This window comes from Streptomyces sp. NPDC058701 (assembly GCF_042715295.1).
Taxonomy (GTDB): Bacteria; Actinomycetota; Actinomycetes; order Streptomycetales; family Streptomycetaceae; genus Streptomyces.
Genome location: NZ_JBHXSY010000004.1, coordinates 1 through 20,686 on the forward strand (window position 1 = coordinate 1; position 20,686 = coordinate 20,686).

15 protein-coding genes are annotated in these 20,686 nt (G+C 72.7%); 7 read left to right on the forward strand and 8 right to left on the reverse strand.

The window, feature by feature from the left end:
• Positions 1-288: 288 nt before the first annotated feature.
• Positions 289-2,409 carry a 4-alpha-glucanotransferase gene (locus tag ACFWW8_RS04945; protein ID WP_386523748.1) on the forward strand — a complete coding sequence of 707 codons (2,121 nt, stop codon included), beginning with the start codon at positions 289-291 and terminating at the stop codon, positions 2,407-2,409.
• 20 nt (positions 2,410-2,429) lie between these two features.
• Positions 2,430-2,669, forward strand: a complete 240-nt coding sequence (locus ACFWW8_RS04950) for a hypothetical protein (RefSeq protein ID WP_267718618.1) — start codon at positions 2,430-2,432, stop codon at positions 2,667-2,669.
• Positions 2,670-2,778: 109 nt separating this feature from the next.
• On the opposite strand, the gene ACFWW8_RS04955 is transcribed toward ACFWW8_RS04950, so the two are convergent.
• A complete protein-coding gene (locus ACFWW8_RS04955; protein WP_386523753.1) occupies positions 2,779-3,276 on the reverse strand; it encodes a MarR family winged helix-turn-helix transcriptional regulator in 498 nt (165 codons plus the stop codon).
• A gap of 110 nt (positions 3,277-3,386) precedes the next feature.
• Between ACFWW8_RS04955 and ACFWW8_RS04960 the strand changes: the two genes are divergently transcribed.
• The 3 genes from ACFWW8_RS04960 to ACFWW8_RS04970 are packed head-to-tail and all read left to right on the forward strand — an operon-like array spanning position 3,387 to position 6,228.
• Entirely contained in the window at positions 3,387-4,319 is a 933-nt protein-coding gene (locus ACFWW8_RS04960; protein ID WP_386523756.1) for an EamA family transporter, read from the forward strand.
• A gap of 42 nt (positions 4,320-4,361) precedes the next feature.
• Complete coding sequence (locus ACFWW8_RS04965) at positions 4,362-5,315, forward strand: DMT family transporter (protein ID WP_386523759.1); 954 nt, start codon at positions 4,362-4,364, stop codon at positions 5,313-5,315.
• Between the two features lie 10 nt (positions 5,316-5,325).
• The gene (locus ACFWW8_RS04970) at positions 5,326-6,228 is read left to right on the forward strand and encodes a LysR family transcriptional regulator (RefSeq protein WP_386523762.1); all 903 of its coding nucleotides are present in this window, start codon (positions 5,326-5,328) and stop codon (positions 6,226-6,228) included.
• 58 nt (positions 6,229-6,286) lie between these two features.
• Here ACFWW8_RS04970 and pepN (ACFWW8_RS04975) read toward each other — a convergent pair whose 3' ends face one another.
• Entirely contained in the window at positions 6,287-8,881 is a 2,595-nt protein-coding gene (gene pepN, locus ACFWW8_RS04975; RefSeq protein ID WP_386523765.1) for an aminopeptidase N, read from the reverse strand.
• 129 nt (positions 8,882-9,010) lie between these two features.
• On the opposite strand from pepN (ACFWW8_RS04975), the gene ACFWW8_RS04980 reads away from it, so the two are divergent.
• Entirely contained in the window at positions 9,011-9,550 is a 540-nt protein-coding gene (locus tag ACFWW8_RS04980) for a DUF1203 domain-containing protein (protein ID WP_386524359.1), read from the forward strand.
• 57 nt (positions 9,551-9,607) lie between these two features.
• Here the strand turns inward: ACFWW8_RS04980 and ACFWW8_RS04985 are convergent, their stop codons facing one another.
• The 5 genes from ACFWW8_RS04985 to pepN (ACFWW8_RS05005) form a co-directional block, all read right to left on the reverse strand.
• The gene (locus ACFWW8_RS04985; RefSeq protein WP_386523768.1) at positions 9,608-10,636 is read right to left on the reverse strand and encodes an aspartate-semialdehyde dehydrogenase; all 1,029 of its coding nucleotides are present in this window, start codon (positions 10,634-10,636) and stop codon (positions 9,608-9,610) included.
• A gap of 244 nt (positions 10,637-10,880) precedes the next feature.
• On the reverse strand, positions 10,881-14,204 hold the full coding sequence (locus ACFWW8_RS04990; protein WP_386523770.1) for a S8 family serine peptidase: 3,324 nt from the start codon (positions 14,202-14,204) through the stop codon (positions 10,881-10,883).
• Positions 14,205-14,541: 337 nt separating this feature from the next.
• Positions 14,542-15,066 (reverse strand): CGNR zinc finger domain-containing protein, encoded by a 525-nt coding sequence (locus ACFWW8_RS04995; protein WP_386523773.1) that lies wholly within the window; start codon positions 15,064-15,066, stop codon positions 14,542-14,544.
• A gap of 112 nt (positions 15,067-15,178) precedes the next feature.
• Entirely contained in the window at positions 15,179-16,141 is a 963-nt protein-coding gene (locus ACFWW8_RS05000) for a hypothetical protein (protein ID WP_386523775.1), read from the reverse strand.
• Positions 16,142-16,330: 189 nt separating this feature from the next.
• A complete protein-coding gene (gene pepN / locus ACFWW8_RS05005; RefSeq protein ID WP_386523778.1) occupies positions 16,331-18,889 on the reverse strand; it encodes an aminopeptidase N in 2,559 nt (852 codons plus the stop codon).
• Positions 18,890-19,018: 129 nt separating this feature from the next.
• Between pepN (ACFWW8_RS05005) and ACFWW8_RS05010 the strand changes: the two genes are divergently transcribed.
• Complete coding sequence (locus ACFWW8_RS05010; protein ID WP_386523781.1) at positions 19,019-19,666, forward strand: DsbA family protein; 648 nt, start codon at positions 19,019-19,021, stop codon at positions 19,664-19,666.
• Between the two features lie 167 nt (positions 19,667-19,833).
• Here ACFWW8_RS05010 and ACFWW8_RS05015 read toward each other — a convergent pair whose 3' ends face one another.
• Positions 19,834-20,493, reverse strand: a complete 660-nt coding sequence (locus ACFWW8_RS05015) for a superoxide dismutase (protein ID WP_386523784.1) — start codon at positions 20,491-20,493, stop codon at positions 19,834-19,836.
• Positions 20,494-20,686 lie beyond the last annotated feature (193 nt).

Sequence of the window (20,686 nt, forward strand, 5' to 3'; positions counted from 1 at the left end):
GTCGGCTCCCTCCTCGGCCTTGCGACGCACGGCACCGGACACCCCGGGCCGATCCACCCCGATCCGAAAGACACGGCCCAGACGTCCCCCGCTCGTACGAACGCGCCCGAGCCCACCACCCGTGCGGGCGGAGTGTCAATGCACGGGGGCGGTCTGACCGGGATACGCCACGAATGCGACGCCTTCGAATGGGTATGGCTGCGGTGTTCCCCGGCGATGCCCCCACCTTTTCGGCGCCTTCTGCCCCACCCTTCTGACCCGCCCTCACGCACGAAGGAGTGCCCGTAGATGGACGACCTGTCCCGGCTCGCGGACCTGCACGGCATCGCCACCACCTACCAGCCCGCCGCGGACACCACGGTCGTGGTCCCGCCGGCCACGGTGGCCGCGGTGCTCGGACTGACCGGGGTGCGCACCGACACCCCGGACGAGGTCCGGGCGGAGCTGGCGCGGGCCGAAGGGCTGCGCGCGGCGCGGCTGTTGCCGCCCGTCCTGGTCGGCTGGGCGGGGGATCCCCCGCCGCCCGCGCTGGCCGCCCTGCCGCCGGGCACCCGCATCAGGCTGGACGCGGACGCGGACGCGGAGGGCACGGCGGACACCACCGGGGCGGGCCGCGGGGAGGGCGCCGCGGAAGGTGCCGCCGAGGGGGCGGCGGAGGGGGCCGGGGAGGGCCCCGCGCCCGTCGTCTGGGAGACCGGGTCCGGCCGGGCACTGCCCGGCGGGCTGCCGCTGGGCGTCCACCGCATCACCGCCACCCTGCCGGACGGCCGCACCGCCGAAGCCACCCTGATCCTGGCGCCCGCCCGGGCCCCGGCGCCGCCCGAGCGGACCCACGGGCTCCTCGTCCAGCTCTACTCGCTGCTCTCCGAACGGTCCTGGGGCATGGGCGACCTCGGCGACCTCGCCGCGCTGGCCCGCTGGGCCGCCGAGACGCACGGCGCCGGATTCATCCAGGTCAACCCGCTGCACGCGGCCGTCCCCGGCACCCCGACCGACCCCTCCCCGTACCGCCCGTCGTCGCGCCGCTTCCCCGACCCGGTCCACCTGCGGATCGAGGACGTCCCCGAGTACGCCGACTGCACCGGCCGCGAAGCCCTCGACGAACTCGCCGAACTCGCCGCCCGGGGCGGGGAGCTGCGCCGCCAGGTGCTGGAGAAGGGCGCGCTGATCGACCGGGACGCCGTCTGGGCGCTCAAGCGCCGGGCCCTGGAGCTGCTGTACGCCGTCCCGCGCACCCCGGAACGCGCCGCCGCCTATGCCCGGTTCCGTGCCGAGCAGGGGCCCGCGCTGGACCGGCACGCCGCCTGGTGCGCCTCCGTGGCCGGTGAGGAGCCCCGCGTGCGCGGGGACTTCCACCGCTGGCTGGTGTGGCTGACGGACACCCAGCTCGCCGCCGCCCAAGAGGCCGCCCGCGCGGCCGGCATGTCCGTCGGCATCGTGCACGACCTCGCGGTGGGGGTCCACCCCGACGGCTCGGACGCGCTCACGGGGCCCTTCCACGCCCGGCACGTCTCGGTGGGGGCCCCGCCGGACGCCTTCAACGCGCGCGGCCAGGACTGGGGGCTGCCGCCGTGGCGCCCCGACCGGCTGGCCGAGGCCGGGTTCGCGCCGCTGCGGCAGCTGCTGCGCGGGGTCTTCCGGTACGCGGGCGCCCTGCGCATCGACCACGTGATGGGGCTGTTCCGGCTCTGGTGGATCCCGGAGGGCAGCCCGGCCGCCGAGGGCACGTACGTCACGTACGACGGCGAAGCCATGCTCGCCGTCCTCGTTTTGGAGGCCCACCGGGCCGGGGCGCTGGTCATCGGCGAGGACCTCGGGACGGTGGAGCCGGGGGTCCGCCGCGCGTTGGCCCGGCGCGGGGTGCTGGGCACCTCGGTGCTCTGGTTCGAGCGGGACTGGGCGGGCACGGGCGAACCGCTGGCCCCCGGGGCCTGGCGGGCCGACTGCCTGGCCACCGCCACCACGCACGACCTGCCGCCCTCCGCCGCGAAGCTGGCCGGGGCCCACGTGGAACTGCGCGACCGGCTGGGCCTGCTCACCCGCCCGGTGGCGCTGGAGCGGGCCGAGGACGCCGCCGACACCGCCGAGTGGCTGGAGCTGCTGGACGGCCTCGGCCTGGAGACGAAGGACGAGGAGGCCGCCGTGCAGGCCCTGTACGCCTTCCTGCTGCGCACCCCGGCCCGGATGGTCGGGGTCTGGCTGCCGGACGCGGTGGGGGACCGGCGGCCGCAGAACCTGCCGGGGACCTGGGACCAGTACCCCAATTGGCGGCTGCCGGTCGCCGATGCCGCCGGGCGGCCGCTGACCCTGGAGGACCTGGCCGCGTCGCCCCGGGCGAACGCCCTGCTGAGCGCGGTGCGGGAGGGCGGTGCGCCCCGTACGGCACCCCCGGGCGCGCGGGCCGTTTAGGTGTTCGCTACGTTTGCACCGTGGACAAGAAGAACGCTCTGCGCGCCGGCGCCGTCACGGCCGGAACGACGCTGATGATGCTGCTGATGACGTCTCCCGCCCTCGCGCTGACCCGCGACGACGGTGACGACCCGGCCCCGGGCCTGAGCATTGCCCAGACGCTGGGCCTGTTCGTGGCCACGCCGATCATCCTGTTCCTGGTGATCGCGGGCCTCGTGATGGTCGGCGACAAGTCGCGCAAGCCGCAGAACCAGAGCTGAACCCAGGCCGCCCCCGCGGGGGCGGCGCACAGAAGACCTCCGGGGCGCCGGGGGTCCGCGGAGCCGGTGCGTCAAGCCGCCGGTGCGGACCCCCGGCGCCCCGTCGTGCTCACGCGACCCCGGCCAGCAGCTTGCGGAGCAGGCCCGTGAGCAGCTCGACCTCCTCGGGCTCCAGCCCGGTCAGGGCGGCGGCCTGCACCTCCAGCCCGGCGGACACGGCCTCGTCGATGAGGGCGAGACCGCGGTCGGTGATCGTCACCTGGAGGCCGCGGCGGTCGTGCGGGTCGGGCGTGCGGCAGAGCAGCCCGGCCTTCTCCAGCTTGTCCAGGCGCCCGGTCATGCCGCCGGTGGTGAGCATCAGCGTTGCCGACAGCTGGCGCGGCGAGAGCGTGTAGGGGCTCCCGGACCGGCGCAGGGTGGCGACGACGTCGAACTCGCCGCGGGAGATGCCGTAGCGGTTGTAGGTCCGCTCCGTCGCGTCGCCCATGGCCCTGGCGATCCGGTAGATGCGGCCGAAGACGGCCATGGGTGCGGTGTCCAGGTCGGGTCGCACCGCGTACCACTGGGCGGCGATCGCGTCGACGGCGTCCTTCTTGGCCTCGGTCATGAGCGCAGTATCCGACGTTCCCTCGCTCGTCCGCAAGAAAGTTGCTTGACGGAAAGTAGCTTAGGAGTAAGCTACTTTCAAGTGACCTACTCGTTCGAGGAGTCGTCCCCGTGAAGCGCTTCGCCACCGTCGCCCTGACCGCCCTCGCCCCCGTGTCCTGGGGTTCCACGTACGCCGTCGCCACCGAGCTGCTGCCGCCCGACCGGCCCCTGTTCACCGGGGTGATGCGGGCCCTGCCCGCCGGACTGCTGCTCACGGCGCTGGCCCGCACCCTGCCCAAGGGCGCGTGGTGGTGGAAGTCGGCCGTGCTCGGCACGCTCAACATCGGCGCCTTCTTCCCGCTGCTGTTCCTCTCCGCCTACCGGCTCCCCGGCGGGGTCGCGGCCGTGCTCGGCGCCGCCGGACCGCTGTTCGTCGTCGGGCTCGCGGCGCTGCTGCTGGGGGAACGGGCCCGGGTGCGCACCGTGATCGCCGCCGTCGTGGGCGCCTTCGGCGTGAGCATGGTGGTGCTCACCGCCGAGGCCGGGCTCGACCCGGTCGGCGTGATCGCCGGGGTGGTCTCCTCCGTCTCCATGGCCGCGGGCACCGTCATGACCAAGCGCTGGGGCCGCCCCGAGGGTGTCGGCCCCCTGGCGGTGACCGGCTGGCAGCTCACCGCCGGCGGACTCGTCATCATCCCCGTCGCCGTCCTCGTCGAAGGCGCCCCGCCCGCCCTCGACGGCGGCGCCCTCCTCGGCTACGGCTACATGATGCTGATCAACACCGGCATCGCGTACTGGATCTGGTTCCGCGGCATCGGGCGGCTCTCCGTCACCTCGGTCACCCTGCTGGGCCCGCTCTCCCCGCTCACCGCCGCGGTGATCGGCTGGGCGGCTCTCGGGCAGTCGCTGTCGCCCGTACAGCTCGCGGGCATGGCGATCGCCTTCGGCGCCACCGTCGCCGGCCAGCTCGCCGTCGCACCCCCCGCCCGATCGTTCAGTTCTCCTGAAAAGACCGATCGAAACATTTCGATGGACCTGATCGATGGGCCGGTGCGACGGTAGTCCCACGCCCTACGACACCGAACCCCGAGGGGGAGACAACCAGTGGCCGTCACGGACCGCGCCCGCACCGTCCCGCACACCGAGCAGCAGCCCCACAGCACGGGGAGGAACGGCGCCACCGCCGGACTCGGCGCCGGCGTGGCGCTGGCCCTGCTCGCGACGGTCGTCTGGTCCGGCAGCTTCGTCGCCACCCGGGGGATGGCCGACACCGTCCCGCCCGTCCAGGCCGTCTTCTGGCGCTGGATCATCGCGCTGATCGCCGTCGCACCCTTCGCCGCCCGGCAGGCCTGGCGACAACGGGCCCTGATCCGGCAGCACTTCGGCTACATTGCCCTCGCCACCCTGTTCGGCGTCGCCCTCTACAACACCCTCGTGCACCAGGCCGGGCTGACCACCTCCGCCTCCAACATGGGCATGATCATGGCGGCCTCACCCGTCATCATGGCCTGCTACGCCCGCCTCGGCGGCGAACGGCTCGGCCCCCGGCGCACCGTCGGGATGCTGGTGGCCGCCCTCGGGGTGCTGCTGCTGGTGGGGGACGGCTCCCTCGGCTTCGACGTCGGCGCCGGCGACCTGTGGATGTTCGGCGCCGCCCTCTCCTTCTCCACGTACAGCGCCCTGCTCAAGCGGAGGCCCGCCGAACTCGGCGGACTCGCCTTCCTGATCACCACCTTCGCGCTCGGCGCGCTGATGCTGGCCCCCGCCTACGCCGTCTCGCTCACCCTCCAGGGTGGCTTCGCGCTCACCCCCGGATCGGTCGGGCCCCTGCTGTACGTCGGGGTGTTCTCCTCCGCCGTCGCCTTCTTCGCCTGGAACCGGGCGGTCGCGGCCATCGGCGCCGCCCGCGCCGGAATCGTGTACTACCTCCAGCCCGTGTGCGTGGCGGGGCTCGGCCTGCTGCTGCTGGGCGAGCGGACCGGCCCGGCGCAACTGCTGTGCATGGCGCTGATCCTCGGCGGTGTGGGACTGGGGAGCGCCGCGGGTGCCCGGCGGTAGGTTCGGCCCCATGACCGAGTGGGACATCAAGAAGCTGCGGATCCTGCGGACCCTGGCCGAACAGGGGACCGTGACCGCGACGGCCGAGGCGCTGCACATGACGCCCTCGGCCGTTTCGCAGCAGCTGACGAACCTCGCCCGGCAGCTGGGGGTGACCCTGCTGGAGGCCCAGGGCCGGCGGGTCCGGCTCACCGACGCGGCGCACCTCGTACTGCGGCACACGGAGGCGGTGTTCGCCCAGCTGGAGCGGGCCGAGGCGGAGCTGTCGGGGTACCTCGCCGGGGACGCGGGCGAGGTGCGGATCGGAGCCTTCTCCACCGCCGTGCCGGCGCTGGTGGTCCCGGCCGTGGCGGCGCTGCGGCGCACCCACCCCGCGATCGAGCTCCGGGTGCGGGAGGCGGAGGCCGCCGAGTCCTACGCGCTGCTGTCCGCCGGAGCGGTGGACCTCGCCCTGTCCCTGGCGGCCCACGCGCCGACCGCGCGCGACGGCCGCTTCACCCGGCTGACCCTGCTGGAGGACCCGCTCGACGTGGCGCTCCCGCCGGACCACCCGCTGGCGGACGCGGCCGACCTGCGGCTGGCGGACCTGTCCGGCGACCCGTGGATCTACGGGGGCAGCGGCCCCTGGTCGGAGATCACCCGCAACGCGTGCGAGGCGGCCGGCTTCGTCCCGGAGCAGGCGCACTCCGCGTCGGGCTGGACGGCGATCCTGGCGATGGTCGGCGCCGGCATGGGGGTGGCCCTGGTCCCCCGCATGGTGTCGGGCCGCGCGTCGGGGCCCGTGGTGCGGGTGCTGACGCGCGAGCGGCCGGCCCGGCACGTGATCGCCGCCGTCCGGCGGGGCTCCGAAGCGGCCCCCGCCGTCGCCCACGTCCTGGCCGCCCTGCGGCGGGCCGCCGCCGAGCAGCCGTAGCCGGGGGCCGGCCGCTGCGCCGGCGGGCGGGGGGCTCCCGGCCCGCCGGCGTCAGGCGTTACAGCCGGGCGGCAGCGGCGGCGTCGGCCGCCTGGGCCCGCAGGGCCCGCTCGACGCCCGCGCGCGACTCCGACACCAGGCGGCGCAGGGCCGCGTTCGGCTCGGCGGCGGCCAGCCAGGCGTCCGTCGCGTCCAGGGTCTCCTGCGTGACCTGGAGGGACGGGTACAGCCCCACCGCGATCTGCTGCGCGATCTCGTGGCTGCGGGTGTCCCATACCTCCTTCACCGCGGCGAAGAACTTCTCCGCGTACGGGGCCAGCAGCTCGCGCTGGTCGGTCTGGACGAAGCCGCCGATCACGGCCTCCTGCACCGCGTTCGGCAGGTCACCGGACTCCACCACCGAGGCCCACGCCGCGGCCTTGGCCTCCGCCGTCGGGCGCGCGGCCCGGGCGGTCGCCGCATGGCGCTCGCCGGCCGCCGTCGCGTCCCGCTCCAGCTCCGCCGCGATGGCGTGCTCGTCCGCGACACCGGTGGCGACCAGGCGCTCCAGGAAAGCCCAGCGCAGCTCGGTGTCGACGGCCAGGCCTTCGATCTCCGCCGCGCCGTCCAGCAGGGCCGACAGGTACGTCAGCTGCCCCTCGGTCCGGGCCGTGGCCGCGAAGGCCCTGGCCCACGCCAGCTGGTGGTCGCTGCCCGGCTCGGCCGCCCGCAGGTGCTCCAGGGTGGCCTCGGTCCAGGTCGCCAGGCCCTCCGCGCGCCACGCCGGGTCGGCGTACAGGTCGACGGCCAGCTTCACCTGCCGGTGCAGGGACTGGACGACGCCGATGTCCGACTCCTTGCCGATGCCCGAGAGGACCAGCGCGAGGTAGTCGCGGGTGGCGAGCTCGCCGTCGCGCGTCATGTCCCAGGCCGAGGCCCAGCACAGCGCGCGCGGCAGCGACTCGGTGAAGTCGCCGAGGTGCGCGGTGACGTTGGCGAGGGAGATCTCGTCCAGACGGACCTTGGCGTACGACAGGTCGTCGTCGTTCAGGAGCACGACCGTCGGGCGGGCGCGGCCGACCAGCTCCGGCACCACCGTCAGCGGACCGTCGATGTCCAGCTCGATCCGGTCGGTGCGCACGAGGCGGCCGTCCAGGAGCTCGTACAGGCCGACCGCGATCCGGTGCGGACGCAGGACCGGCTCGCCCTTCGCGCCCGCGGGCAGTGCGGGGGCCTCCTGGCGCACGGCGAACGCGGTGATGACGCCCTGCTCGTCCGTCTCCACCTCGGGGCGCAGGACGTTGATGCCGGCCGTCTCCAGCCACGCCTTCGACCAGGCGGTCAGGTCGCGGCCCGAGGTCTCCTCCAGGAAGCCCAGCAGGTCGGACAGGCGCGTGTTGCCGAACGCGTGCGCCTTGAAGTAGCCCTGCACGCCCTTGAAGAAGGCGTCCATGCCGACGTAGGCCACGAGCTGCTTGAGCACCGAGGCGCCCTTGGCGTACGTGATGCCGTCGAAGTTGACCAGGACGTCGTCCAGGTCGCGGATGTCCGCCATGATCGGGTGCGTCGACGGCAGCTGGTCCTGCCGGTACGCCCAGGTCTTCATCGAGTTGGCGAACGTCGTCCACGCGTGCGGCCACTTCGAGCCCTCGGCGTAGGCCTGGCAGGCGATGGAGGTGTACGTGGCGAACGACTCGTTCAGCCAGAGGTCGTTCCACCACTCCATGGTGACGAGGTCGCCGAACCACATGTGGGCGAGCTCGTGCAGGATCGTCTCGGCGCGCACCTCGTACGCCGCGTCCGTCACCTTCGAGCGGAAGACGTACTGGTCGCGGATGGTGACCGCGCCCGCGTTCTCCATGGCGCCCGCGTTGAACTCCGGGACGAAGAGCTGGTCGTACTTGGCGAACGGGTAGTCGTAGGCGAACTTCTCCTGGAACCAGTCGAAGCCCTGCCGGGTCACGTCGAAGATCGCGTCCGCGTCGAGGAACTCGGCGAGCGAGGGCCGGCAGTAGATGCCGAGCGGTACGGACTGGCCGTCCTTGCCCTCGTACGAGCTGTGCACCGCGTGGTACGGGCCCACGATCAGCGCGGTGATGTACGAGGAGATCCGCGGGGTCGGCTCGAAGGCCCACACCCGGTCCCCCGGCCCCGTCCCCCGGGAGGTGTCCCGTGGGGAGTTCGAGATGACCGTCCAGCCCTCGGGAGCCGTCACGGTGAACCGGAACGTCGCCTTCAGGTCGGGCTGCTCGAAGCTGGCGAAGACCCGCCGAGCGTCCGGCACCTCGAACTGGGTGTACAGGTAGGCCTGCTGGTCGACCGGGTCGACGAAGCGGTGCAGGCCCTCGCCGGTGTTCGTGTACGCGCAGTCCGCGACGACACGGAGCTCGTTGGTCCCCGCCGCCAGGTGCTTCAGGGCGATCCGGGAATCCCGGAAGACGGCGGCGACGTCGAGGGACTCGCCGTTGAGGACGGCCTCGTGGACGGCCGGGGCGACCAGGTCGATGAAGGTCTCGGCGCCGGCCTCGGCGGCGTCGAAGCGCACCGTGGTCACGGACCGGAAGGTGCCGCCCTCCTGCGCACCGCCGAGATCGAGCTCGATCTCGTAGGAGTCGACGGTGAGCAGCTGGGCCCGCCGCTGGGCTTCTTCACGGGTGAGGTTCGTGCCTGGCACGCGTTCATCTCCTTCGATGGTGACGTCGCGGCCATCCTTCCACGGGAGCCCCGCCCGGAGCTCCCGAGTAATCCACGGGCGAACGCGACGTCCGATTTCCGCCAGCTCCGGCCGGTCCGGACCGGGAGGATCGACCCCGTGACCCCGACGAACCGCCCCGCCGCGCTCCCCATCGCCCCGTCCGCCCTGGCCGAACTGCGCCGCGGCGACGACGCCGGCCGCCCGTGCCTGCCGTACGAGGACCCCGAGGGCGGCGCCCCGCTCCGCTGCTGCCTGCGCCGCAGCCGCGCCGGCGAGCGCGTCGCCCTGGTCGCGTACGCGCCGCTGCGCCGCTGGGCGGCGCGGTCCGGTGCGGACCCGGGGGCGTACGACGAGCAGGGGCCCGTGTTCGTACACGCCGACGTGTGCGCGGGCCCCGGGCGGGACGGCGAGCTGCCGTTCGGGACGCCGGGCGCGCTGCGGGTCGCCCGGCGCTACGACGCGGGCGGGCGGATCCTCGGCGGCCGGGTACTGGCCCTCGGGGAGGAGCCCGACGGGGTCGTGGCGCGGGCGCTGGCCGAGGCGTTCGCCGACCCGGAGGTCGCCCTCGTGCACGTCCGGGCGGCGGAGTACGGCTGCTTCCTCTACGAGGTGCGCCGCGGGGACCGCCACGAGCCCCGCCGCCCGTGAGACGGGGGAGGGGGCGGGCGCCGTCCGGCACCCGCCCCCTCCGTGTCCGCCGCGGGATCAGCCGCGCAGCTCCTCGGCCACCAGCTCGGCGATCTGCACCGCGTTCAGGGCCGCGCCCTTGCGCAGGTTGTCGTTCGAGAGGAACAGCGCGAGGCCGTTCTCCGCCGTCTCGTCCAGCCGGATGCGGCCCACGTACGAGGCGTCCTTGCCGGCCGCCTGGAGCGGGGTCGGGATCTCCGAGAGCTCGACGCCCGGGGCGTCCTTCAGCAGCTCGTAGGCGCGCTCGACGCCGAGCGGGCGCTCGAAGCGGACGTTGACCTGGAGCGAGTGGCCGGAGAAGACCGGCACGCGCACGCAGGTGCCGGAGACCTTGAGCTCCGGGATCTCCAGGATCTTGCGGGACTCGTTGCGGAGCTTCTGCTCCTCGTCGGTCTCGAAGGAGCCGTCGTCCACGATCGAGCCCGCGAGCGGGAGCACGTTGAAGGCGATGGGCCGCTTGTAGACGCCCGGCTCGGGGAAGACCACGGCCTCACCGTCGTGCACCAGCGCGGTGGCCTCGCCCGCCACGGCCTTGACCTGGCCGTCGAGCTCGGCGACGCCGGCCACGCCCGAGCCGGACACGGCCTGGTAGGTGGTGGCGATCAGCGCGGTCAGGCCGGCCTCGTCGTGCAGCGGGCGCAGCACCGGCATCGCGGCCATGGTGGTGCAGTTCGGGTTCGCGATGATGCCCTTGGGGCGGTTCTTGATCGCGTGCGGGTTGACCTCGGAGACGACGAGGGGGACCTCGGGGTCCTTGCGCCAGGCCGAGGAGTTGTCGATCACGACGGCGCCCTGCGAGGCGACCTTCTCGGCGAGGGCCTTGGAGGTGGCGCCGCCGGCGGAGAACAGCACGATGTCCAGGCCGGAGTAGTCGGCGGTGGACGCGTCCTCGATGGTGATCTCCCGGCCCTCCCACTCCAGGACGGAGCCCGCGGAGCGGGCCGACGCGAACAGCCGCAGCTCGTCCACCGGGAACTTCCGCTCGGCGAGGATGCCGCGCATGACTCCGCCGACCTGTCCGGTGGCTCCGACGATTCCGACCCTCACGGTGACTCCTCTGGTACGTACGACGCGGGCGCGCGTGGAGCCATCATGCGTTCGACCCCACGAGCCTTGTCCAATCCATTGTCCGAGGAACGGACGGTGTCCGGAATGTGAACCCGTGTGACGTCTTTGCGGCGGCCCTGTCGCGCGCCCTCCGATCGGCCGTTCTGCCTGGTCGGAGCGGAAACACGAGGGGGCGGCGCTCGTCGGAGCGCCGCCCCCTCGGGCCTGTCGGGTGCCTACCGGGTTACGGGAGGACCTTCTCGATCTGCACGCTGCCGGTGCCGGCGGCGGTGCCCCCGGCGTTGAGCAGCTGGACCTGGCCGAAGAACTGACGGCCCTCGGGTGCCGCGCTGCTGACCAGGACGTTCGCCGAGACCTGCGCGGTGGCGCCGGTGGCGAGGTTCACCGCGGCGCCCTCGTCGACCTGGACGGAGCCCAGACCGGCCGAGAAGAACACGTCGCGGTAGTCGTACGTGGTGGAGCCGGACGGGATCGCGTAGCCCAGCACCTCGATGGTGTAGGTGCCCGCGGCCGGGTTGACCAGGCTCACGGCCTCCTCGGAGTCTCCGTCGGCGGAGCTGCCGACCTTGACGCCGTCCTTGTACACGTCGAGGTCGAGGTCGGCGCCCGTGTCGGACGTCTTGCCGATCGCGATGTCGAGGCGGGACACGCCCGCGCCGATCGTCACCTCGGTGGTCTGCGTCTCACCGGTGGCGATGGTCGGCTTGGCGACCTTCGCGGAGCCGAGCGGGCCGCCCTTGAGCTTGCCGCCGGCGATGGCCGCGGCCTCGTTCTTGACGGTCCACTGGACCGGCGCCGGGGTACCCAGCTTGACCTCGGGCAGGACCTTGACCGCCGGGTCGAAGGCCGCGCCGAGCACGGAGACGTCCAGCTTGTACGGGTTGTCCAGCAGCGGCGACGTACGGCGCGACTCGACCTCGATCTCCCAGACGCCCGGCTGCGGGTCGGTGTAGGAACGCAGGTCGGGGCGGCAGGTGTTCGCCGGGTTGTCGTAGTTCGGGTAGCACTGGGTGGTCGCGCTGTCCTCGACGCCCAGACCGTACGGGTGGATCGAGATGAAGCGCGTCTGGCTGCCCGGCTGCAGACCGCCGAGGGCGACCTCCAGGGTCTTGGCGCCCGGCGGGACGGTGACGAAGTACGACTTGTGGCTGTTGCGCTGCACGGACGAGGTGTCCGACAGCTTGAACGACGGCTTCGCCAGCGGGGTCGAGGCGACGACCGTCGTCAGGATCTGCTTGTCGATGCCCTCGGTCGTCGCGTCGTCCAGCTGCAGGATGCCGCTGTGCACGCCGGCCGACGTGGCCTTGGCCTCGACCTTGATGGTGACGGGCTTGTTCAGCGGCAGCGTGACGTAGTCGTAGCCGCCGATGACCTTGAAGGTCCCGTCGTTGTTGCGCCAGGTCAGGTCGTGGCGGGTGCCGTACTTGACACCCGTGGTGCGGGTGACGACGACGTTGTAGACCTTCTTCTGGCCGACCTTGAGGCCGCCCTCGCGGTCGTAGACGCCGGTGCCGAAGCCCGGGGTCTTCAGGAACTGGTCGATCGCGGTGTCGACCGGCGCCTTGACGGTGAAGTCGTTGGCCTTGGCGTCACCCTGGATGGACTCCCACGCACCGACGACGTCGATCAGTCCCGCGCCCTGGGCGTGCGCCGGAACGTCGGCGATCTTCTTCGCCGTGCTGGTGAGCGCGACGCGCAGACCGGCCGGCTTCAGCGCGATGCCGGCCTGCTTGGCGGCCGAGATCAGCAGCGCGCTCGCGCCCGCCGCCTGCGGCGACGACATCGAGGTGCCCTGGAGCATCGCGTAGCCGGGCGGCAGCGCGTAGCCCGCCTCCTTCACCGGCGAGCCCGGGATCCAGGTCTGCGCGGTGTTGATGGCGGCGCCGGGGGCGCTGATGGTCGGCGTGAAGCCGCCGTCCTCACGCGGGCCGCGCGAGGAGAAGTTGAACATGTTGTACTTCTTGGCCACGCCCGAGCCGTAGTTGGCGGCCCACGTCTCCTTGGAGACCGCCGCGCCCACGGAGAGGACCTTGTCCGCCAGGGCGGGGTCGCCGATCGTGTTGACGCCGGGGCCCTCGTTGCCCGCCGAGATGACGAGCTGGACGCCGTACTTGTCGATCAGGTTGGAGTAGAGCTCCGAGCGGGCGTTGTTGCCGTCGTTGAGCGCCGGCAGGCCGCCGATGGACATGTTGACGATGTCCACGCCGCGGTTGACGACGAGGTCGATCATGCCCTCGGTCAGCGCGATGTTGGTGCAGCCGCCCGACCAGGTGCAGGCGCGCGAGGAGACGAGCTTGGCGCCGGGGGCGGCGCCGTTCATCTTGCCGCCGAAGAGGCTGTTGGCGGCGGTGATGCCGGCGACGTGCGTGCCGTGCGTGCCCTCGATGATGCCGATGTTGACGAAGTCGGCCTTCTTGCCGACCCAGTCCCCGCCGAGCGGGTCCATCGGGACGTCCTTGCGGATCTCGATCACGAACGGGATGCGCTCGACGACGGGGGTCGCCGGGTTGTCCGTCCCGAAGTAGCCGACCTGGTAGCCGTCCTTGTACGGCTTCATCGGCTCGTTGTTCGTGAAGTCGAGGTCCTGGTCGGTGTCCACGCGCACGGTGCCGGTCGCCGGGTCGTACAGCATGCCGAACCGGTCGGTGGTGTCGCCGTCGCGGTTGACGTCACCGGCCATGTCGCCGTTCGCGGTGATCGACTCGGTGAAGCGGCTCCACTGGAACGCGCCCTCGGGCGCCTTCCAGGTCGAACCGCCCGCGGCGAACGAGGCGCCGGTGACCGGGGTGATCTGCGCCCGCCAGGTGCCGTCGTTGTCCGTGATCGGGTCGGTCGCCGTGACCCAGTCGACGATCTTGCGCTCGCCGGTCGTGGTCGTCTGCAGCGCGGGGTGGCCGAGGTCGACGCCCGAGTCCATGATGCCGATGGTCACGCCGCGGCCGTCGGCCTGGGGGTTCTTCGCGACGAAGTCCACCGCACCGGTCTCGAAGGACGGGTTGTACGGGTTCTTCGCCGGGGTGTTGGCGTCCGGCGCGGGATAGGCCTCGGCCGCGGTCTTCTTGGCCGTGCCGCCCTCGCGGTCCGCGTCGGGGCGCGGGTCCGGCAGCTGGATCTCGTGGCGCAGGTCGATGCCGTGCACCGAGTTCAGCTTGACGGCCGCCTTCAGGGCGGCGTCCGCCTTCCCGGTGGGCAGCGTGGCGCGCACGTAGCCGAGGTCGTCGTACGTACGGCCCACCGAGGCACCCTCGACGGCGCCGAGCTGCTGGGCGACCTGCTTCGTCTGGCCGGGGGCGGTCGCGACCATGACGGTGACGGTCTTGTCACCCTTGGACTTGGCCTCCTGCAGGAGCTCGGCATCGGCGGAGCCGAGCTTCTGGTCCGCGGACTTCACCGGCGGTGTGGCGCGCGGCCCGTCGACGGTTCCCGCCGCGAAGGCGGGCATGGCTCCGGTCGCGCAGAGCGCGGCCACGAGGCCCGCGGCGGCGGCTATTCGGGCCGCTCGTCTGGGCCCGGATATGGAGCTGGGGGATTCGAGGGTCATCAGCATCCCTGGTTTGTGAAAGTTACGGTCCGGATTTCGGTGCCGGATGACCGGTCAGCCTTGCGCACGTGACCGCTCTTTGGGGAGGGATGTCATTGACCGAGACCTGTCATGGCGGCTTCCCGCCACGGAGCGGTATGCGCCAGTGACCCCGTACCGGGGCGCATCAGGGGGAAACGACGGCCGTGTGGAGTGGATTTGTAGACTTTACGACCGCGCCCCGGTATCGGTGCACGGTCGACTTCCCGCTCGGGTGTGACACATTCCGTCCGTCCAGCGCACGCGCGCGCGGGAAAACGGGAACGGGGGCCGGCGCGGCCCGGCACGCTCCGAAAGAGGCGCCCTAGGCCCGGTCGTGGCAGGCGGCCGACCCGCACCGGAGCCGGGTGCCGTCGGGCGAGGTGTCGTGGAAGCGCAGCCCGCAGTCCCCGGACGCGCAGGTGCGGACGCGGCCGGGTGCGGAGCCCAGCAGTTCCAGGTAGGCGCGCACCGCCGTCCAGGCGGGTCCCCAGGCCGGATCGGCGAACTCGGCCCGCTCACCCGGGCCTTCGGGGGTCAGGGTGAGGCGTACGCGGCCGTGGTCCAGGACCGCGTCGAGCAGGGCGCGCGCGCTCGCGTCGGCCGGGTCGGCCACCGCCCGGGACAGGGCCTCGCGGGCGGTCAGCAGGTGCACCAGGGCCGGGGCGCCGGCGCGGAAGCGGTCGGCCAGGCCGGCGCTCTCCAGCCAGACGGCGACTCCCTCGACGCGGGTCAGTCCGGCGGCTCCCGCGAAGAGGTCCAGCGGGGTGCCGTCCACGGTCCAGCGGGTGTTCAGCAGGTCGAGGGCGACCGGTTCCCCGGTCAGGGGTCGCGGGTCCGCCGCCGTCATGTCCTGCCCCTTCGTCCCGTCCGGTCAACCCTCCAAGGGTACGGGGCCGGCCTGTGCGGGCGGTCACGGCGGGGTGCTCCGAGCGGGCCCCGGCCCGTCCGCCTCCGGCGGCTCACCGGGGGAGCACCACCAGGTACGCGGCGGGCTCGTCGTCGGCGGCCGCCGTCAGGGCGGTACGGATGACCGCGGCCTGCTGTTCGGGCCAGTCGCGTAGCTTGCGCGGGGTGACGTGCAGGACGGTGATCCCGAGCCGCTCCAGGGTCTCGCGCTTGCGGACGGACTCCGACCACTGGTCGTCCTCGCCCTGGCGCGGGGCCCGGGTGTCGATCTCCAGCGCCACGCCCTGCTCGGGCCAGAACGCGTCCACCCCGCCGAGGTGCGGACCCCCCGGCAGCCGCAGGTCCACGTTCCAGACCGGCTCGGGGAGCTCGAAGCCCCGTACGATCCGGTACAGCCGGTCCTCGGCGAGGGCGCGCCCCTCGGCGAGGAGGGACTCGACCGCGTCGACCACGTGCGGCCGGTTCAGCAGCCGGGCCACCGTCAGCTCCCGTACGACGGCCGCCGGTTCGCAGTGCCCGCCGCGCACGGCCTCGCTCAGCAGGCGGCGTACGGTGCCGGCGTCCGCGAGCTGCGCGACGGCATCGGCCACGGCCCGCGCGACCGGGGCCACCGGCAGCCCGGTCACCTCCTGCGACCGGGGCGGGACGTGCGCGCGCACGATCCGGACGTCGCCCGTGGAGCGGAGCCGGCGGGTGCCGGGGACGAGCACGTCGATGTGGGAGAGCCCCAGCAGCCCGGGCACCGAGGAGAACCGGTACAGCGCGAGCGCGGCCAGTCCGGTGATCATGGCCTCGCCGTTGCCCCGGCGCTCGGCGTACAGCAGGGCGGCGTGCAGCCGCTCCTCGCTCGTGGCCGGCCCGGGGTGGAGCAGGAAGACCCCCGGCAGGATCTGCCGCCAGGGCCGCCCGGCGGCGTCGGAGGCGGAGACGCCGTGCTCGCGCAGCTGGGCGAGGGTCAGCACGCGGGGGCGGGTGCCGGTGAGGTGGGCGAGGGGGAGGGGCGCGTTGTGGTTCATGACGCTGAGGTTCCCTCAGGCCATGGCCTTGCTAACCCCTGTTACACGTCCGTCGACAAACCGGGACAAGGCGGGGCTAAAGTACGGGCGTTCGACTGCCGATGGGGTGCCCGCTCCCCGCCGCGAACGAGCAGGTCCCGGGGCCGGGGCCCGGGGGTTCCCCCCCCCCGGGCCCCCCCTCGTCGCACGTCAGGCCGAGGCGGCCGCGTCGCAGCTCTGGGCGCGCAGGGCGCGGGCCAGGTCGTCGCGGGACTCCAGGACGAGGCGCCGCAGGGCCGGCGGGGCCGACGGGTGGGAGGCCAGCCAGGCGTCCGTGGCGCCGACCGTCTCCGCGGAGTCCTGGAGCGACGGGTAGAGCCCCTTCACCACGTCCATCGCGATCTGGATCGAGCGCTCGGCCCACACCCGTTCCAGGACCTCGAAGTACCGCCCGGTGCAGGCGGCCAGCAGACCGCGCTGGGAGGGCTGCTGCATGCCCGCGATCGTCGCCTCCGCCAGCGCGTTCGACAGGCCGTCCGACTCGACGACCGCCGCCCACGCCTGGTCCTTGACCGCCTGCGACGGCCGCGCGGCCAGGCAGCGCACCTGGTGCCGCTTGCCCGAAGCGGTGTCGTCCCGGGCCAGTTCGGCGGTGAGCACGCCCTCGTCCACCGCCCCGTGCGCGGCCAGCGGCAGCAGGAAGTCCCACCGCAGCTCCTGGTCCACGTCCAGACCGTCGATCCGCGCCGAACCGTCGAGCAGCCCCAGGAGCAGCTGGAAGTCGCCCTCGGTCGTGGCGCCCGCCGCGAAGAACCGGGCCCAGGTGAGCTGGTGCTCCGACCCGGGCTCGGCCAGCCGCAGTTCGTGCAGCGCGCCGGCCGCCACCTCCCGGCCGCCCTGCTCGCGCCACCGCGGCGCCGCGTAGTGCGTGACCGCGGTCAGTGCCTGCGCGTGCACCATCTGCAGGACGCCGACATCGCTCTCGCGGCCCGCGTGCGCCAGCACCAGCGCGATGAAGTCCCGGGCCGGCATCAGCCCGTCGCGCGTCAGGTTCCACAGCGCGGACCAGCACAGCGCCCGCGCGAGCGGGTCCGTGAGGTCGCCCAGGTGCGCGCGCAGCGTGGCGAGCGAGCGCTCGTCGAAGCGGATCTTGCAGTAGGTGAGGTCCTCGTCGTTGACCAGGACCAGGTCGGGCCGCCGGCTCCCGGCCAGCTCCGCCACCGCGGTCCGCACGCCGACCACGTCCACCCCGGCCCGCGCGTACCGCACCAGGGTGCCGTCCGGCTCCAGCCGGTACAGACCGACCGCGACCCGGTGCGGCCGGAGCTCCGCGCCCTCCTGGAGCACCGCCAGCTCGGTCACGCGCCCGCCCGCGTCGCACGTCACCACCGGGGTCAGCGCGTTCACGCCCGCGGTCTGCAGCCAGGCCCTGGACCACTCGGCCATGTCCCGCCCGGACACCTCCGCCAGTACCGACAGCAGGTCGTCCAGGGTGGTGTTCCCGTACGCGTGGGCCCGGAAGTAGCGGCGCGCGCCCTCCAGGAAGGCGTCCCGACCCACGTACGCGACCAGCTGCTTGAGCACCGCGGCGCCCTTGGCGTACGTGATCCCGTCGAAGTTCAGCTTCGCGTCCTCCAGGTCACGGATGTCGGCCGTGACCGGGTGCGTGGAGGGCAGCTGGTCGGCCCGGTAGGCCCACGCCTTGCGGCTGTTGGCGAACGTCACCCACGCCTGGTCGAAGCGGGTGGCCTCGACCAGCCCGAAGGAGCCCATGAAGTCCGCGAAGGACTCCTTCAGCCACAGGTCGTCCCACCACTTCATGGTGACCAGGTCGCCGAACCACATGTGCGCCATCTCGTGCAGGATCGTGTTCGCACGGCGCTCGTACGCGGCCTGCGTGACCTTCCCGCGGAAGATGTACTCCTCGCGGAAGGTCACCATCCCCGGATTCTCCATCGCGCCCAGGTTGTACTCGGGCACGAAGGCCTGGTCGTACTTCCCGAAGGGGTACGGGTAGTCGAAGATCTCGTGGAAGAGGTCGAAGCCCTGCTTCGTCACGAGGAAGACGTCGTCCGCGTCGAAGTGCTTCGCCAGCCCCTTGCGGCACATCGCGCCCAGCGGGATCGTCAGGTCCCCGCGCGTGTAGGAGTCCGTGACGTAGTGGTACGGGCCCGCGACCACGCACGTGATGTACGTGGAGATCGGCGCGGTCTCGGCGAACCGCCAGACCCCGCCCTCCCGGGATTCCTCGGCGCCGTTGCTCCACACCTGCCACTGCGCCGGGGCGGTCACCTCGAAGCGGTACGGCGCCTTCAGGTCGGGCTGCTCGAAGTTGGCGTACACCCGCCGGGCGTCCGCCGGCTCGTACTGGGTGTAGAGGTAGACCTCGCCGTCCTCCGGGTCCACGAACCGGTGGAGGCCCTCCCCGGTCCGGCTGTACGCGCAGTTCGCGTCCACCACCAGGACGTTCTCGGCTTCCAGGCCGTCGAGGGCGATCCGCGACCCGTCGAAGACGGCCGAGGGGTCCAGGGCGCGCCCGTTGAGGGTCACGGAGTTCACCGAGGGGGCGATCAGGTCCGCGAAGGTGGCGGTGCCCGGGGCCGCGGCCCGGAAGCGGACCGTCGTCACGGAGCGGAAGGTCCGGGGACCCTCGGCCGGCTCGGCCTCCCCGACGGCGGACCGGACGTCGAGGACCACCTCGTAGGCGTCGACGGACAGCAGCTCGGCCCGCCCACGGGCCTCGTCGCGGGACAGATTCTCTCCGGGCACCTGCACTCCTTCGTGCGTGATCGCGTTCTTCCCTCGAATCCTCGCACGGGGGAATGCGCGGGGCCCCGGCCTGGTTGGCGACGGAGGACGTGGTCCCCAGTGATGCCTTTGTCTGACTCGAGGAGAGACATGACCGACACCCAGGTGCGCGAGAAGACCCCGGTCGACTTCTGGTTCGACCCGCTCTGCCCTTGGGCCTGGATGACGTCGCGCTGGATGGTCGAGGTCGAGAAGGTCCGCGACGTCGAGGTCCGCTGGCACGTGATGAGCCTGGCCGTCCTGAACGAGAACAAGCTCGACGAGCTCCCCGAGACCTACCGCGAGCTGCTCGGCCCCAAGGGCTGGGCTCCGGTGCGCGTGGTCATAGCGGCACAGCAGAAGCACGGCGCCGAGGTCACGGGCAAGCTCTACACCGCCCTCGGCACCAAGATCCACAACGAGGGCCAGGGTCCGACCCGCGAGGTCATCGCCGCGGCGCTCGACGAGGTCGGCCTGCCGGCCGAACTGCTCGCCTACGCCGACTCCGACGAGTACGACGAGGTGCTGCGGGACTCCCACAACAACGGCATCGACCGCGTCGGCCAGGAGGTCGGCACCCCGGTGATCTCCGTCCCCGGCGCCGACGGCGACGACGTCGCCTTCTTCGGCCCGGTCGTCACCCCGATCCCGCGCGGCGAGGCCGCCGCCCGCCTGTGGGACGGCACCCTGCTCGTCGCGTCCACGCCGGGCTTCTACGAGATCAAGCGCACCCGCACCCAGGCCCCCTCCTTCGAGTAGCCCACCCGGGCGTCCGTTCGCCCGGACGTCCGACGGCACGACGGCGGCTTCCGCCGAGCACGCAGAAGGCCCCCGCGAGTCATGTCCTCGCGGGGGCCTTCCTGTGGACACGCCCGCCGGTGAAGGGTGAGAAGACGATCACGAGGCGGACGGGCGGGTGGTGCCGATCAGGCCTTTCCGGCCGGGATCAGCAGCGGGGTGTTCGCCTTGGCGTCGGCGTAGCGCTTGGCCACGTCCTGCCAGTTGACGACGTTCCACATGGCCTCGATGAAGTCCACCTTCTGGTTCTTGTACTGAAGGTAGAAGGCGTGCTCCCAGGCGTCGAACACCAGGATCGGCACGGAGGCCTGGCCCACGTTGCCCTGGTGGTCGTAGATCTGCTCGACGATCAGGCGGCCGCTGATGGGCTCGTACGCGAGCACGCCCCAGCCGGAGCCCTGCGTCGCGGAGGACGCGAAGGTCAGCTGCTTGCGGAAGGCGGCGAAGGAGCCGAAGGACTCCGTGATGGCGGCCGGCAGGTCGCCGAGGCCGTCCTTCTCGTCCGGGACGCCGCCGCCGTCACCCGTCTTGGGGCTGGCCATGTTGTGCCAGTAGATGCTGTGCAGGATGTGGCCGGAGAGGTGGAACGCGAGGTTCTTCTCCAGGCCGTTCAGCGCGGCCCAGTTCTCCTTGTCGCGCGCCTCCTCCAGCTGTTCCAGCGTGGTGTTGGCGCCCGCGACGTAGGCCGCGTGGTGCTTGTCGTGGTGCAGTTCGATGATCTGCGGGTTGATCACCGGCTCCAGCGCCGCGTAGTCGTAAGGAAGCTCAGGAAGCGTGTAAATGGCCATGCGTGTATCCGGTCCCCTCGGCGTGCCAACTGCTTATTGCAATCAATGCGCAACTGCACGCTAGCAGTATCTATTCCGTACGACACGTAAGGCTTACCTCTCTCCCGCGTCCTCCGGAACGCCGGAGGCCGGGCCCGTGCGATCGCACGGGCCCGGCCTCCGACCTGCCGTCCGGCGGGGGTGTCGCGCCGGA